The following is a 12,805-nucleotide window of genomic DNA, read 5'->3' on the forward strand; positions in this document are numbered from 1 at the left end:
CGTAAGTATTTGATTTATAAAGGTGGTTGAAAGAGCTTATCTCCACCAAGCATTTAAAATAGCAGTAAGTTTTAGTCCAGGTCCCCATCGTCTAGAGGCCTAGGACATCACCCTTTCACGGTGAGTACGGGGGTTCGAATCCCCCTGGGGACGCCAGATTCTTCTGGTTGCAGTAAAGATGTATGATGTTGCGTTACGCGATGTATTTGGAGCGGTAGTTCAGTTGGTTAGAATATCGGCCTGTCACGCCGAGGGTCGCGGGTTCGAGTCCCGTCCGTTCCGCCAAGACAATTAAAAAGCCCCCTTAATAGGGGGCTTTTTTTTATTCAACTTGTTTGCAGGCAAGCATTTCTAAAACCTTTTTTTCCTGACTTATATCAAAACCGCATTCCACTGGGCGGCTGGAATTCTCGTAGGTGCCAAACACCATATCCCAGATTGGTAGACCGTAGTTATTGCGATGTTGTTTGCGCTCGTGATGAATGCGATGCATTTCAGGGCGGACAATAAAATATCCCAACCAATGAGGCGTGCGGATATTCGTGTGCTCCCAGTACTCAAACACCGCAACCCACAAAGTGGCCCAAGATGCAGCCTCAATACTTAAACCCAGTATTCCATAGCTGACCAAACTAATGATTAGTACATTAGCAATAAAATCAGAAGGGTGAGCATAAAAAGCCGTGAAAGCTTGGAGGCGATAAGTACTGTGATGGATTTGATGAAATACTTTCCATGCGAAATGACTATGGTGTCGATAGCGATGCCACCAATAGACAAAAAAAGTGATTAATAGATAAGCGCCAAATCCACTTAGCCAGCTAGGTCCGGCATTTAATGATTCTGAGAGTCGAGGAAATAGGTTTACATCATGTAAATAAGGCTCAACAAAAATGCCCACAAGGGCTGTGGCAGCTATACCAAGAATCCCATAAATCAGAAGGCGTATACGCCATGCGCCATCTACTTCATATGGATAAAGGGGATGCTTGCGCTCCCAAAGACTGAATGCAATAAGAACTAGAGGTGAGATTAAGTAGGGAATTAAAGAATCCACTTCAAATTTCCTAAACGGATGGGCTCTGCGTCAATAGGCTCAACTCTGATAATTTAATCAATTCTGTTGAGATTTCTCAAAAAACGCTGTAATTCAGGGGCCAGAATTTTCTCTTCTTCTGGTATGGGTTTAATTTTTCCATAGATTAAATCCAGAAAATTTTGAGCTTCCGCCGCAACAGTCTCCCTCTCATTATCAACGGTAATCATGTGATAACTGTTTCCCAGGAATACCTGCCTCAATAGAGTTGCGCTTGATAGATCTCCAACCATTTGCGGATTCAGTACATTGGCAATTTCATCATCAATTGCATGAATTGTTAATATGGAGGAACTAACTTGCGAAAGATGTTCAATCGTATGTTTGCAAAGTTTATTGCCCTCATGCATATGTCTCAATGACATATACGAGCCGCCAACGGCAGACAGCTCTTGGCTTGAAAATACTCTTTTGATATAAGCACGAATTTGTGGGTTCTTGATCCCAAAGGGATCTCGCTCCTTATATTTGAAGCGATCTCCCAATCCAAGCATCATGCCCAACGGAATGAGGGAGCGATACCAGGGGACAGCCCAGCCGTTGTATTTGAGGGTGGTGGAGAGGGCCACTACACCCAAAATATCATTAAGTTCGGATGCAACGGCAAGAGCCAATGTTGAGCCTAGGGAAATTCCACCCAGGGATATTGGTTTGGATTCAGTTTTCTGCAATCCTTCTACATGCTTGATTGCTTCGCTAAGCCAAAACTTCCAACTACTCGCCTTGTCGCCAAAGGTATACCCTGGAATAGTTGGGGTATTTACCCTGTAGCCAGCTGCGGTAAGCTGGGAGCCCAGGAAATTGAACTCCATAGGAGATGAGGAAAGACCATGGAATAGTACAATCAACGGGCTGCTATTATCATTATGTTCAAGGTCATTCATAACTCATAATTTTAGACCCATTAGAGACAAAGCTAGTCATGATTATCAAAAATGCCAATAATTGGTCATCTCACAGCGCACTTGAGGCGCTGATTTGGGCTTTCTCCTCCTTTGTGATCATTAGCGCGTGGATGCATGTGATGGGCTCTAATTTTTATGGCGCCCATCCTTATAAGTTTTATTTTTTTGCTGCTACTGTACTGGCCTACTTTTTTGGTTATATAACAGCAAGCATTTATATCCTAGTCTCAAGTATTTACGCCAATTTGTATTTTGTACCTCCCTTTGGGGTTTTTTCACTGACACCAGAGGAAGCAGAAAGATTCGTAATTAATCTTTTATTTGGTGGCGTCGCTATTTTCTTTATTGAAATTTTACAAAGACAGCGTTACAAAACAAAGTTATTACTGCTGGTATCGGAATCACGATACTTAACATTGCTCCATAGAGATAATCAGCTTTTGCAGGAATTAAAGAGAAAGCAATAATGTCAAACACCCTTAATAAACTTATCGAACTGGTTTCTCAAAAGTTTGATAAAAAAATTGAAGAGTTGGGTCCGGACACCACCCTAGAAAGTCTTGGCGTCGACTCTCTGGGAAAGATTGAACTCATTTTTGATCTAGAGGACCACTTTGATGTACGCATACCCAATGAGGATGCGAAAGTAGATACCTTGGCGGAGGTTGCCGCTTTGCTTGATACTGCGAAGCCAACTCATTGAGCGGGAATGACATTAGAAGAGTCGTTGTAACTGGCCTAGGCGCCGTTTCAGGGCTTGGAGTAGGTGCAGGCGTTCAATTTCAGAGCGCTATTGAATGCAAATCCGGCATATCAAGCTTTATTTCACCAACTGCTATCCCTGTTGATCTCCCTTGCGCTTCTGTCATTAAAGAAAAGCTGGATTTCGATCTGGATGCAAGCTCTCTGGGCATGTTCGATAGAACCGCCCATCTGGCATGGCTTGTGGCAAAAGAGGCGCTACAACAGTCGGGTCTAGGAAATCTAAGCGAGGAGGATCTAGATAAGAGCGGTATTTTCTGGGGAACAGGTTTTGGCGGCTCCGACACCCTTGATGGCGCCTATCAAGAAATCTATCTGAATGATAAGCAGCGCCTTCGTCCATTTACGATTATTGGCGTCATGGCAAATGGATCCGCTGGATTGCTGTCTATGCAAACCTGCTTTAGAGGCCCATCCTTAACCTATTCGACTGCATGCGCATCCTCAAGTCACGCTGTTGGAGAAGCATTTAGAAGTATTAAGTATGGGATTTGCGATAGGGCGATTGCCGGCGGATCTGAAAGCCTTTTTAATGCCGGACCCATCAAAGCATGGGAGGCTTTACGGACTCTAGCAACGCCTGACCCAGAAAACATTGCCAGCTCCTGCAAACCCTTTTCAAAAAATCGGAGCGGCTTTGTTCTAGGTGAGGGTGCGGCCGCCATAGTTTTAGAGTCACTAGACAGCGCGCTTAATAGAGGGGCAACCATTCTTGGTGAAATCGTTGGGTATGGCGCAACCACTGATGCGATTCACATTACCAGACCAGACTCAGTAGGTCAGGCCAAGGCCATGAAAGCCGCTATGGCTGAGGCAGGAGTGAACTCATCCGATGTTGCTTACATTAACGCTCACGGAACTGCTACAGGCGTAGGCGATATTTCAGAGACAAACGCCATTAAATCTGCATTCGGACTAGATGCTGCACAAAAGACTGCTATCAGCTCCACCAAAGCAATTCATGGCCATACTCTAGGTGCGGCGGGTGCGTTAGAGCTGGTTATCACGTTACAAGCATTGCAGAATAATATTGCTCCAGGGACTGCTTTTTTGGACATTGCAGATCCGGAATGCAGTCTTAACTACCTTCCACTTAAGTCGATCGACTTAAATATTCCTCTTGCAATGAGTAATTCATTTGCGTTTGGAGGCTCTAATGCAAGCATCCTAATATCAAAGCTGCGAAAAACTTAAAACAGTTTCTTGAATTTGTTGGTAATTTCGTAGTGCCACAGGACCCCAAGCGTCATTCCGGTGAATAGCACCTCAGTGTCGCTAATTAAACCATGTAGGTTATCCACCTGGTAGTTTTCGGCGGTGACATTAATAATAATTTCGGAAATGATAAGGGTTGCGGTAAATACGAGTCGATAACGTTTTAAATTTGGCGAAAGCTGCCCAACTAATCCGCTGTAGTTTTTCAGCAATAAGAGGATGCTGAAAGTATTGAGAAGCCAAAATACAATTACCGGCACACTCAGGGGGAAAGGTGCAGTTAAATAGTACAGCGCCGAAATAGCCGCCTGAATGCCCAGTAATAGCTGTATCAATTTATGACTTACTTCTTAGGGGTGGTGATGGATGCAGCCATAGCGTCATAGTAAATCACTTTAACTTGCTCACCTACGTTGATATCTGCCAAAAGAGCAGGGTTCTTCACAGTCACTGTAGTGATCTTCCCGCTTGGACCCTTAACAGAAACCAATTTCTTTTCACGATTAACTTCCACAATGTCGGCAACAATGGTTGTCTTGTTTGTAATCGATTCAGATGGCTTCTCATCCGCCTTGGATTTGGTTACTGTGTTGGTCTCCACCTTAGAGCGAACACCATCACTCTTGGTCTTAATGAGTTCGATAGCTACGGCTAGCTCGTAATTTACATTTACGCGATCGCCTTTTTTGATCTGGGCAAAGTTAGTGATATCAGGACCTGCAACAAATTTAGATTCACCCTCTTTATTCTTAAAGGTAATGGTGCGAGTCTTCTTGTCAATCTTGACTACTTCACCTTCATAAAGCTGATAACGATTATCGGTGACGGCAGCATCGATCACTGCTGGCTTAGCTGTGCTTGACGATGGCATTGATTGGGCAATGGCTGCGGAAGATCCCGCAAATAGGGCTGTAATAACCAAGGCAATTGGGGCATATTTTGTTTTCATTATTTTCCTTATATAAAAAGCTACTAGATCCAATCTTAGCCTATTTTTAAGGCTATAAATGGCCTATTGCCCTGATTTTTAATAGCGAGGCTTAATTAGATAACTTTTGTTAAGATCATCATTCCCAATGTAACGCCTGATTCTGTTTATAAGGATTTGAAATGCCACAATTTGCCGCAAATTTGACCATGCTATTTAATGAGACCTTATTTTTGGATCGATTTGAAAAAGCGGCTAAATCTGGATTTCAGGCCGTTGAGTTTCTTTTTCCTTATGCATTTTCAGCTCAAGAAATTAAGCAAAAATTAGAGCAGCATAATCTTCAGCTAGTTCTCCATAATTTACCAGCTGGCGATTGGGATGCAGGCGAGAGAGGCATAGCATGCCTTCCAGATCGTGTTGCTGAATTTAAGGCTGGCGTTGCAAAGGCAATTGAATATGCAAAAGTGCTTGATGTAAAACAGTTAAATTGTTTAGCGGGAAAGATTCCCGCTAACGTGGATCCCGCCTTACTTAAAGAAACCTTCATTGCAAATTTACGTTACGCGGCAGCGGAGCTTAAAAAAGCGAATATCAAACTTCTCATTGAGCCAATTAATACCTTTGACATTCCAGGATTCTATTTATCCAAGACACAGCAAGCCATTGATATTCTTGATGAAGTGGACTCAGATAATTTGTTCATTCAATACGATATTTATCATGCCCAAAGAATGGAAGGTGAGCTTTGCAAAACTATAGAAGCAAATCTTTCAAAGATTGCTCACATTCAATTGGCGGATAACCCTGGTCGTAATGAGCCGGGTACTGGAGAAATTAATTACCTGCATCTTTTTCAGTTTATTGATCAGATTGGCTATAAGGGATGGATCGGCTGTGAATACAAGCCTGCAACAAATACCGAAGCTGGTTTAGGCTGGATTAAAGAGCTTAATAGCAAATAAATTAAAAAATAACGATACGGAGACAAAATGAGTAATCAATTAAAGCTGGGTTTTATTGGTCTTGGAATAATGGGTGGCCCTATGGCTGGCCATCTTGCAAATGCTGGCCATGAGGTGTTTATCAATACTCGCAGCAAGGTACCAGAAGTATTGGTAGCTTCATCTGCCGTGAAATGTACTTCACATCAAGAGGTTGCAAGTAAGGCAGACATTATTTTCATCATGGTGCCAGATACACCAGGTGTTGAAAAAGTATTGTTTGGCGATAAGGGTGTAGCCTCAGGATTATCTAAGGGCAAGATCGTAGTGGATATGAGCTCTATATCACCAATTGCTACAAAAGAGTTTGCTCAGAAAATTAATGCCTTGGGTTGTGATTACTTAGATGCGCCTGTGTCGGGTGGTGAGCTAGGCGCCAAAAATGCAACCCTTTCTATTATGGTTGGTGGAGACGAGAAGGTCTTTGAGAAGGTGAAGCCTATATTTGATTTAATGGGTAAAAATATTAATCTGGTGGGTGGAAATGGCGACGGCCAAACCGCAAAGGTTGCCAATCAAATTATTGTTGCTTTAAATATTGAGGCAGTAGCTGAGGCTCTTCTATTTGCCTCAAGGGCTGGCGCAGACCCTGCAAAAGTGCGTCAAGCTTTAATGGGTGGTTTTGCAAGCTCTAAGATATTAGAAGTACATGGTGAAAGAATGGTTAAGCGCACCTTTGATCCGGGCTTCAGAATAGAGTTGCATCAGAAAGATCTGAATCTTGCTCTGAGTAGCGCTAGAGCTCTGGGTGTTTCATTGCCCAATACTGCGACTGCGCAGGAATTATTTAACTCTTGCGCTGCACATGGTGGCAAAGCCTGGGATCACTCTGCAATGGTTCGAGCTTTAGAGAAGCTTGCGAATTTTGAGATTGGACAAAAGGCCTAAGCCAGCTCTATGCCATCGACTTTAATTGTTTATTTGCATGGTTTTCGCTCTTCACCAAGATCAAGCAAGGCTGTTATGACTGGTGATGCTATTGCGGCCTTATCTACAGTTGAAAATCCAATAGATTGGTATTGCCCCCAACTGGTTGCTTCGCCTAAGTCTAGTATGGATAAGGTTATTGAGCATATTGAAGAATCAAAGCATGATCGTCTGGTAGTTATTGGATCTTCTTTGGGCGGCTACTACGCAAATTATTTGGCTGAAAAATATGGTTGCAAGGCTGTAGCACTAAACCCGGCAGTATGGGCGCCTAAGGAATTAGCTTCGCATGTTGGAATGCTAACGTCTTACGATACAAATGAGCCTTATGATTTTCGACCAGAATATATCGAAGAATTGAAGTCACTTCAGGTTGAAGTAATTAGCGATGCCGCTCGTTATTTTCTGTTGGCGGCAAAAGGCGATGAGCTTTTAGATTGGCAGGAAATGGTTGATTTTTACCAAGGTGCCGAACAATTAGTGCTAGAAGGAAGCGATCATGGCATTGCAGACTATCCAGATCATTTACCCAGGGTCCTAAAGTTTATCTGTAAGCAGTAATTGATTGCCGCTTGCTTCTTCTGTAAGATGGTCTAAACGACTGCAGCTCATTTGCGCCGTCTAGAAAGGAGAGTTTGTGCTGAGCATCTTGAAATTAGACGCAGGTGGAATACCTCAAGGCTGGGTAAACGCAGAAGAGGCTACCAAACAATATGCTGACAATAGTGTTTTGTGGACTTTGGGCGATCCTATTTTTCAAATGCGTGGTGGCATTTCACGCTCTACTGGAAAACAATCCCTCATTGAGCTTCACTCCATTATTGCAGTGAAGGGTAGCGCCAAAATAAATTTATTTGATGTTGTGCCCGTTATCACAAAACACAAGCTCTTCAAGCGTGACCGCGGACTTTGCGCTTATTGCGGTGATGCGATTCAAGAAAATCAGGCAGAGGCTGAGCACATCATTCCCAATAGTCGTGGTGGCAAATATAGCTGGATGAATTTGGTTATCTCCTGCAGGCCATGCAATCAAAGAAAAGGCAATCGCACGCCAGAACAGGCCGGCATGGCTTTGTTATATACGCCGTATTTACCTAGTCTCTATGAAGATATGATTCTAAAAGGTCGCAATATATTGGCTGATCAGATGGACTTCCTTGCTGCAAATCTTCCCAAGAACAGCCGCCTTTTAGAGAGCTTGCCCTGAATCTAAGAGTAGGGCGAAAACATTTCTTTCAATTGCCCAAGATCAATTCTCTGAGAATTATTCTCGCAGCTTTGCTGCTGTCTTTAGCGGGTCATCTCTTTTTGTTTTTCGGCTTACCCTTTATTTCATATTCAGTTGCTCCGCCTATTGCGGATGATTTAATTATTAAAACCGAATTAAAGGCCGAGCCGCCCAAAAAAATTCAGATGGCGAAAGCTGCAAAGAAAACCCCAAAGGAAACTTCATCAAGCAATCTTACTGAGGATCGTAAATCCAATATTGATGGAGAGCAGAGTGGATCCAATAATCAATCAGGGGTTGCATTTAAGTTGCCAGAGTCAGGAATCATTTATTACGATTCTTATCTTGATGGGCAAAGGCTCCAAACTGGAGAGATTGATTGGATTGTTGAGGGGAGCAGCTATCGTCTTTACGTCAATATCCCTTATGCATTTGTAGGTCCATTTGTTTTTGAGTCGCGCGGAACAGTAGATTCCTATGGAATTGCTCCCAGTATTTACTGGACGCAACGCGGTACAAAGACTCCCCGCTACTCACGTTTTGATCGCAATGAAAAAGGGGAAGGGCAAATGTTTTTTTCAGAAAAGCCCGACTTCACCCCTGCGTTACTACCAGGAACTCAGGATCGCTTTAGTCTGATGTTTCAATTGGCTTCGTTATTAAATGGCGATAGCAAAATGGATGAGGCAGGCTCTATAAGGGCAATTCCAGTCGTTGACTACAACACCTTAGAGCTGTGGAACTTCAAAAGTTATGGTGAGACTACATCAGAAGATATCCCCAGTCTTGGTAAAGCCGTTAATCGCCATTACGCCTTAATGCAGCGTGAGAATGATCCATACAAGCGTCAGGTTGATATCTGGCTAGCAAAAGACTTGGAATGGCTTCCTGGCCGTATACGGTCCGTTGAGTCCAGCGGCAGGGTGCTTGAGCTTGTTTTTAAGCAAAAGAACCCTTTACCACCTTAATAAATGCCCTAGTTTTAAAAACCAGAGCCTGATTTAGGATTTCGATTTTGATTGTTATGCCCCAATAGCGCACCCATCATGGTGTAAAGAGCTGCTCCAGACATAGATACAGCAAAAATTCCTGAGAATGAAATGATGATGGGCAGAATTCGCCATTGCTCTGAAAGTTTGTAATCGCCGTATCCAACAGTTGTATACATTTCGCCTGCAAAGTAGAAAGTCTGAGGATTAGTTGGGAAAACCTTCAAGGCCACGCAGATGTATGCCCAAACAACGATTTCAGTTAAATGTATTGCGATTACTAAAAGTATGGCTATAAAGTAAGAGAGAAAGCTTGCACCAAATATACGTCTCCTAGTCATGACGTCATCGATGGCATGAAATGCCCCTGCAATACCCAAAACAACAACAGCATGAACTGCAAGCATGAGGCAGGCTGAAACCACCATAATCCAGATCTGACCATTTCCCATATCTGCATTGATCTCACCAAAGAGGGTTGCAAAGCTAGGGAGGTCTGCATTGTGAAATAGGCTGAACATTGTCTAGGTTAAGTGGGTTAGATTACAAGAATATCTTATTTGACATAATAATGATTATACGCAGGACAAAAAAGATAGAGTGATTTACGTAGACACAGCGAAATCAGTCTATTGTGAAATCAAGCCACCAAACCCCTTTCTGTTTAACTAGAATTAAAACTGATATTAGCATTAAACCATAGTCTATTGCATAAATATAGATCTATTTGATCTTTACTTACAACTAAAAGAGCTTAGGACAAACCCTGCGAGCGCTAATGAGTATCGGTCTGAACAATGCAAGCTGATTTCAATTTAGCTATAAAATTGAAACAGTAATTATATCAGTAATGGTAACTTAACAAATGGGCCAATCCAATGACAGCAATGAATAATCCGCAAACCCCAAGTCTAGACCCGGTTATTCTTAGTGAGCTTACAGAACAGGATCAGGTGAAGCTAGATCTAATGCAGATCATTGCCCAGCAGCTATCGTTTTATAAATACAAGCAGTTTGAGGCTGCTCAGCACCTTGGAATCTCCCAGGCTAAGATTTCAAGCCTACTTAATGGGAAGACAGCTCTATTTAGTTGGGCCAAGCTCATTGGGTATATCAATCTTCTTGGTTGGGATGTGGATATTGTGATTCGCAGGCCTAGAAGCGCCAATTACTGCAAGACTGGCGTAACAACAGTGATACAGGCTTAATCGATTCTGATGCTTGCGGGATATCATAGGTTTACCAGCAAGTTTTCTGTTAAGGCGACCTATAATAAAGCTTAAAGCGGTTTTTGGAGAAAGATATGACTACAGTGACATTTGACACCTTAGATGCTACCCGCAAATTGCGAGATGCTGGATTTGATGAGAAACAGGCTGAAACGGTTGTGCGAGTATTAGCCGAGGCTCAGTCTAATCTCGTTACTAAGGAGCATTTTGATGCCAAGTTTGATCGCCTGTACTGGATTCTTGGCGTATTGCTTGCACTTGCCATTGCCAACTTTTCAAAGCAATTTTTTTAAACGCTCAGCCATTCAACGTAAATATCAAATGCACCCAGTGAGGTGCAGGCATTGGATTTAAATCGGCTTGGGGGGAAAGTGACTGCGATGATTTCTGAGGTTTACGAAGCATTTCGCGCTGCGGGCGTACCCGATGATCAGGCTAAAGCTGCTGTAGAAGCCATTGCGGAAAATGACAACAGATTTACTGGTATCGAGAGAAAGCTTACTGAATTTGACGGCAAGTTTACTCTTTTGCAATGGATGGTTGGATTAAATTTGATATTTACCATGGCCATCGCCTGGAAAATTTTTAGTTAATTAGACCGAATGTGAATCGCCAAATGCACTTTTGAGCGTCTAAACATGATTTGACCTTATCCCAAAGTGGCAATCATCTCAATTTTTGGCGCAACCGTTCTGACAACCTTTTCGATGCCGTGACCAGGATTGACTCTTTTTTGCGAAATCAGCAGTCCAACTTTTTCCAAAAGCCCAATATCCTTAGTAATCGCTGAGCGTTCACGATGCAGCTTGACTGTTAATTGAGTAATCGATTTGGGCTCATCCATGACTTCTAGCATCAAGCTTCTGCGGGCTTCAGACAGAACCATAAACATCTCTTGAGGATCTTCAAACGAGAGTGTTGCCATTGCTTTAAATGACTCACCACGGTCCGCCTTTTGGGCAGCTTTACGTGCTCGTGTAAAAAAACTTTCAACCTTATCGGTGCGAATAATCATCTTAGTCATTTCTTCCCCCTTTTATTTCCCGCAATAATTTCCTGCCACTCCCGTTCAAATCGCTCCAATGTTTGCTCATAACTCTCAAACTCGACTGGCGCCACTTTACCCATATAGTGCCTGTGGTGATAATCGTGCGCATTATCAAACCCAAGCACCCTGCCATTGTCTTTTTGGCAAATCAATTTATTGATATATGCCAAGTTGTATCTAGTGACCATGGTCTTACCATCCTGCACATACCCCCACACCTCAAAACTTAAAAGGCCACCACCATTACTTGCCTTCAGGTGAAAAACCTCCCTCTCAATTAGGGATTCAGTTTTTGACCTCGTCTTTTTGTTCATGATCTATCGTATCACAGATATGCTATCAAATTGCATATCTGATAATAGGGGTGGCATTAATTATCTGGAGGTTGATTTGGGTGGTGTAATTGATAGTGTCGCCCTTTCTTCAGAGCTTGATTGGCAAAGAGTTCGCCTCTAGGATGGTGTCTTGCATGTACCTGGTGCAATCTAGCAATCGCTCTATGGGTATAGATCTGGGTAGTTTGTGCGCTCTTATGGCCAAGCAATTTTTGAATCACAATTAAGCTGGCGCCACCATTCAAAAGATGTGTTGCAAATGAGTGGCGCAAGGTGTGCGGAGAAACTCTTTGGGTAATAGATGCGCGCCTAGCATGGAACGCCACAATCTCATAACAAGTTCTATTGCTCAAGCCGCCGGCCGTAGATCTGCCTAAGAATACAAGATTGACCGCAACGCGAAGTGCATGCTGTATGCGTGATTGGCTTGGGCGAACCTCTTCTAAGTAGCGAGTAAGCCAGAAAGCTGCGATGGCACCAAAAGGCACAATACGATCGCAATTGGATTTGCTGGTATGAGCCCGAACAATCAGGTAGCGATTCGGCAGAAATAAATTAGAAAGCTCCAGTAGCGTTAGCTCACTGACCCGTATTCCGGTGGCGTAGAGCAGCTCCAAAATCGCCTTGTTCCTTAGTCCAGCCTGCGTACCTACATCGGGCATATCCAGCAATATTTGGACCTGAGACTCAGAAAGAACGCTCGGAAGATCTTGTTGCCGAATAACGCTTTTAAGTCCTATACATGGGTTACGTCCAATTTTGCACTGTTGAAATAAATGCCGATAAAAATGGCGCAATACGCTAATGCGTAGATTGTGGGTACACACCCTGCCCGTCGCTTTAATTTCCAAAAAATCCGTGATGTCTTCAAAGGTGACGTTAGGTAGTTTTTTACCGCGACTAGAGCTAATCCACTTGCGAAATGAGCTCAGTTCGTTTTTGTATGTTTTGATGGTATTTTGGGACCATTGGTTATTTAGCCATCCGGCATCCAAGAAATCCTCTATTAATTGCTCGCATCGCATTCATTATCTTTGCTGTAATCATTTCAAGCAAAAGATTTTAGACTTCACCAGCGATCCGATTGGAGTTGGGTATCCCGAGAAGGAATTTACCCCATAAATACGGGGTAAGATCTG

The 12,805-nt window shown here is 43.0% G+C and carries 19 protein-coding genes and 2 tRNA genes; 13 read left to right on the plus strand and 8 right to left on the minus strand.

The features are described 5' to 3' along the window. Nucleotides 1-80: 80 nt before the first annotated feature. Nucleotides 81-156 (plus strand) — tRNA-Glu (locus ICN48_RS07115). A gap of 52 nt (nucleotides 157-208) precedes the next feature. Beyond that, nucleotides 209-285, plus strand: a tRNA-Asp gene (locus ICN48_RS07120). A gap of 37 nt (nucleotides 286-322) precedes the next feature. Here the strand turns inward: ICN48_RS07120 and ICN48_RS07125 are convergent. Together ICN48_RS07125 and ICN48_RS07130 are read right to left on the minus strand one after the other, a co-directional pair. Then, on the minus strand, nucleotides 323-1,057 hold the full coding sequence (locus tag ICN48_RS07125; RefSeq protein ID WP_216153004.1) for a sterol desaturase family protein: 735 nt from the start codon (nucleotides 1,055-1,057) through the stop codon (nucleotides 323-325). Between the two features lie 53 nt (nucleotides 1,058-1,110). Next, entirely contained in the window at nucleotides 1,111-1,980 is an 870-nt protein-coding gene (locus tag ICN48_RS07130) for a carboxylesterase (protein WP_216153005.1), read from the minus strand. Nucleotides 1,981-2,018: 38 nt separating this feature from the next. On the opposite strand from ICN48_RS07130, the gene ICN48_RS07135 reads away from it, so the two are divergent. From ICN48_RS07135 to ICN48_RS07145, 3 genes are read left to right on the plus strand one after another with little or no spacing between them, the layout of a single operon-like run. Beyond that, nucleotides 2,019-2,468, plus strand: coding sequence for a DUF4118 domain-containing protein (locus ICN48_RS07135; protein WP_216153006.1), 450 nt, complete (start codon nucleotides 2,019-2,021; stop codon nucleotides 2,466-2,468). Next, entirely contained in the window at nucleotides 2,468-2,704 is a 237-nt protein-coding gene (locus ICN48_RS07140) for an acyl carrier protein (protein ID WP_216153007.1), read from the plus strand. The genes ICN48_RS07135 and ICN48_RS07140 overlap by 1 nt, the downstream gene beginning before the upstream one ends. Continuing rightward, nucleotides 2,701-3,957 (plus strand): beta-ketoacyl synthase, encoded by a 1,257-nt coding sequence (locus ICN48_RS07145; RefSeq protein ID WP_216863762.1) that lies wholly within the window; start codon nucleotides 2,701-2,703, stop codon nucleotides 3,955-3,957. The genes ICN48_RS07140 and ICN48_RS07145 overlap by 4 nt, the downstream gene beginning before the upstream one ends. Here ICN48_RS07145 and ICN48_RS07150 read toward each other — a convergent pair. After that, nucleotides 3,954-4,313, minus strand: a complete 360-nt coding sequence (locus ICN48_RS07150) for a hypothetical protein (RefSeq protein ID WP_216153008.1) — start codon at nucleotides 4,311-4,313, stop codon at nucleotides 3,954-3,956. The genes ICN48_RS07145 and ICN48_RS07150 overlap by 4 nt on opposite strands. 8 nt (nucleotides 4,314-4,321) lie before the next feature. Beyond that, nucleotides 4,322-4,927, minus strand: coding sequence for a hypothetical protein (locus ICN48_RS07155; RefSeq protein ID WP_216153009.1), 606 nt, complete (start codon nucleotides 4,925-4,927; stop codon nucleotides 4,322-4,324). A gap of 161 nt (nucleotides 4,928-5,088) precedes the next feature. Between ICN48_RS07155 and hyi the strand changes: the two genes are divergently transcribed. From hyi to ICN48_RS07180, 5 genes are all read left to right on the plus strand, one after another. Continuing rightward, nucleotides 5,089-5,871 carry a hydroxypyruvate isomerase gene (hyi, locus tag ICN48_RS07160; RefSeq protein WP_216153010.1) on the plus strand — a complete coding sequence of 261 codons (783 nt, stop codon included), beginning with the start codon at nucleotides 5,089-5,091 and terminating at the stop codon, nucleotides 5,869-5,871. 27 nt (nucleotides 5,872-5,898) lie between these two features. Beyond that, entirely contained in the window at nucleotides 5,899-6,798 is a 900-nt protein-coding gene (gene glxR / locus ICN48_RS07165) for a 2-hydroxy-3-oxopropionate reductase (protein WP_216153011.1), read from the plus strand. 9 nt (nucleotides 6,799-6,807) lie between these two features. Then, on the plus strand, nucleotides 6,808-7,398 hold the full coding sequence (locus tag ICN48_RS07170) for a YqiA/YcfP family alpha/beta fold hydrolase (protein ID WP_216153012.1): 591 nt from the start codon (nucleotides 6,808-6,810) through the stop codon (nucleotides 7,396-7,398). Nucleotides 7,399-7,474: 76 nt separating this feature from the next. After that, entirely contained in the window at nucleotides 7,475-8,044 is a 570-nt protein-coding gene (locus ICN48_RS07175) for an HNH endonuclease (protein ID WP_216153013.1), read from the plus strand. Nucleotides 8,045-8,250: 206 nt separating this feature from the next. Further along, nucleotides 8,251-9,033, plus strand: a complete 783-nt coding sequence (locus ICN48_RS07180; protein ID WP_255539502.1) for a DUF3108 domain-containing protein — start codon at nucleotides 8,251-8,253, stop codon at nucleotides 9,031-9,033. A gap of 14 nt (nucleotides 9,034-9,047) precedes the next feature. On the opposite strand, the gene ICN48_RS07185 is transcribed toward ICN48_RS07180, so the two are convergent. Then, nucleotides 9,048-9,575, minus strand: coding sequence for an ion channel (locus ICN48_RS07185; protein ID WP_216153015.1), 528 nt, complete (start codon nucleotides 9,573-9,575; stop codon nucleotides 9,048-9,050). A 357-nt stretch (nucleotides 9,576-9,932) separates the two neighbouring features. Here ICN48_RS07185 and ICN48_RS07190 point away from each other — a divergent pair, with 357 nt between their 5' ends. The 3 genes from ICN48_RS07190 (at nucleotide 9,933) to ICN48_RS07200 (ending at nucleotide 10,876) form a co-directional block, all read left to right on the plus strand. Next, nucleotides 9,933-10,262: a helix-turn-helix domain-containing protein gene (locus tag ICN48_RS07190; protein ID WP_216153016.1), complete on the plus strand. Its 330-nt coding sequence runs from the start codon at nucleotides 9,933-9,935 to the stop codon at nucleotides 10,260-10,262. 95 nt (nucleotides 10,263-10,357) lie between these two features. Beyond that, a complete protein-coding gene (locus ICN48_RS07195) occupies nucleotides 10,358-10,576 on the plus strand; it encodes a CCDC90 family protein (RefSeq protein WP_216153017.1) in 219 nt (72 codons plus the stop codon). 78 nt (nucleotides 10,577-10,654) lie between these two features. Then, complete coding sequence (locus ICN48_RS07200; RefSeq protein ID WP_216153018.1) at nucleotides 10,655-10,876, plus strand: hypothetical protein; 222 nt, start codon at nucleotides 10,655-10,657, stop codon at nucleotides 10,874-10,876. A 56-nt stretch (nucleotides 10,877-10,932) separates the two neighbouring features. Here the strand turns inward: ICN48_RS07200 and ICN48_RS07205 are convergent, their stop codons facing one another. Genes ICN48_RS07205 through ICN48_RS07215 form a run of 3 tightly spaced genes read right to left on the minus strand, consistent with a single transcriptional unit; the run spans nucleotide 10,933 to nucleotide 12,691 of the window. Beyond that, nucleotides 10,933-11,307 (minus strand): MarR family transcriptional regulator, encoded by a 375-nt coding sequence (locus ICN48_RS07205; protein WP_216153019.1) that lies wholly within the window; start codon nucleotides 11,305-11,307, stop codon nucleotides 10,933-10,935. Continuing rightward, nucleotides 11,304-11,645 carry a DUF6516 family protein gene (locus ICN48_RS07210; RefSeq protein ID WP_216153020.1) on the minus strand — a complete coding sequence of 114 codons (342 nt, stop codon included), beginning with the start codon at nucleotides 11,643-11,645 and terminating at the stop codon, nucleotides 11,304-11,306. The genes ICN48_RS07205 and ICN48_RS07210 overlap by 4 nt, the downstream gene beginning before the upstream one ends. Nucleotides 11,646-11,701: 56 nt before the next feature. Further along, nucleotides 11,702-12,691, minus strand: a complete 990-nt coding sequence (locus ICN48_RS07215) for a tyrosine-type recombinase/integrase (protein WP_216153021.1) — start codon at nucleotides 12,689-12,691, stop codon at nucleotides 11,702-11,704. Between the last annotated feature and the right edge of the window lie 114 nt (nucleotides 12,692-12,805).

It is taken from the genome of Polynucleobacter sp. JS-Safj-400b-B2 (assembly GCF_018881975.1).
Lineage (GTDB): Bacteria > Pseudomonadota > Gammaproteobacteria > Burkholderiales > Burkholderiaceae > Polynucleobacter.

Excerpts from the sequence above, each read along its gene's own strand:
- ICN48_RS07205 (WP_216153019.1), bottom strand. The coding sequence starts at position 11,307 with ATGACTAAGATGATTATTCGCACCGATAAGGTTGAAAGTTTTTTTACA.
- ICN48_RS07135 (WP_216153006.1), top strand. The coding sequence starts at position 2,019 with ATGATTATCAAAAATGCCAATAATTGGTCATCTCACAGCGCACTTGAG.
- ICN48_RS07185 (WP_216153015.1), bottom strand. The coding sequence starts at position 9,575 with ATGTTCAGCCTATTTCACAATGCAGACCTCCCTAGCTTTGCAACCCTC.
- glxR (WP_216153011.1), top strand. The coding sequence starts at position 5,899 with ATGAGTAATCAATTAAAGCTGGGTTTTATTGGTCTTGGAATAATGGGT.
- ICN48_RS07140 (WP_216153007.1), top strand. The coding sequence starts at position 2,468 with ATGTCAAACACCCTTAATAAACTTATCGAACTGGTTTCTCAAAAGTTT.
- ICN48_RS07170 (WP_216153012.1), top strand. The coding sequence starts at position 6,808 with ATGCCATCGACTTTAATTGTTTATTTGCATGGTTTTCGCTCTTCACCA.
- ICN48_RS07130 (WP_216153005.1), bottom strand. The coding sequence starts at position 1,980 with ATGAATGACCTTGAACATAATGATAATAGCAGCCCGTTGATTGTACTA.
- ICN48_RS07210 (WP_216153020.1), bottom strand. The coding sequence starts at position 11,645 with ATGAACAAAAAGACGAGGTCAAAAACTGAATCCCTAATTGAGAGGGAG.
- ICN48_RS07195 (WP_216153017.1), top strand. The coding sequence starts at position 10,358 with ATGACTACAGTGACATTTGACACCTTAGATGCTACCCGCAAATTGCGA.
- ICN48_RS07190 (WP_216153016.1), top strand. The coding sequence starts at position 9,933 with ATGACAGCAATGAATAATCCGCAAACCCCAAGTCTAGACCCGGTTATT.
- hyi (WP_216153010.1), top strand. The coding sequence starts at position 5,089 with ATGCCACAATTTGCCGCAAATTTGACCATGCTATTTAATGAGACCTTA.
- ICN48_RS07215 (WP_216153021.1), bottom strand. The coding sequence starts at position 12,691 with ATGCGATGCGAGCAATTAATAGAGGATTTCTTGGATGCCGGATGGCTA.
- ICN48_RS07180 (WP_255539502.1), top strand. The coding sequence starts at position 8,251 with ATGGCGAAAGCTGCAAAGAAAACCCCAAAGGAAACTTCATCAAGCAAT.
- ICN48_RS07155 (WP_216153009.1), bottom strand. The coding sequence starts at position 4,927 with ATGAAAACAAAATATGCCCCAATTGCCTTGGTTATTACAGCCCTATTT.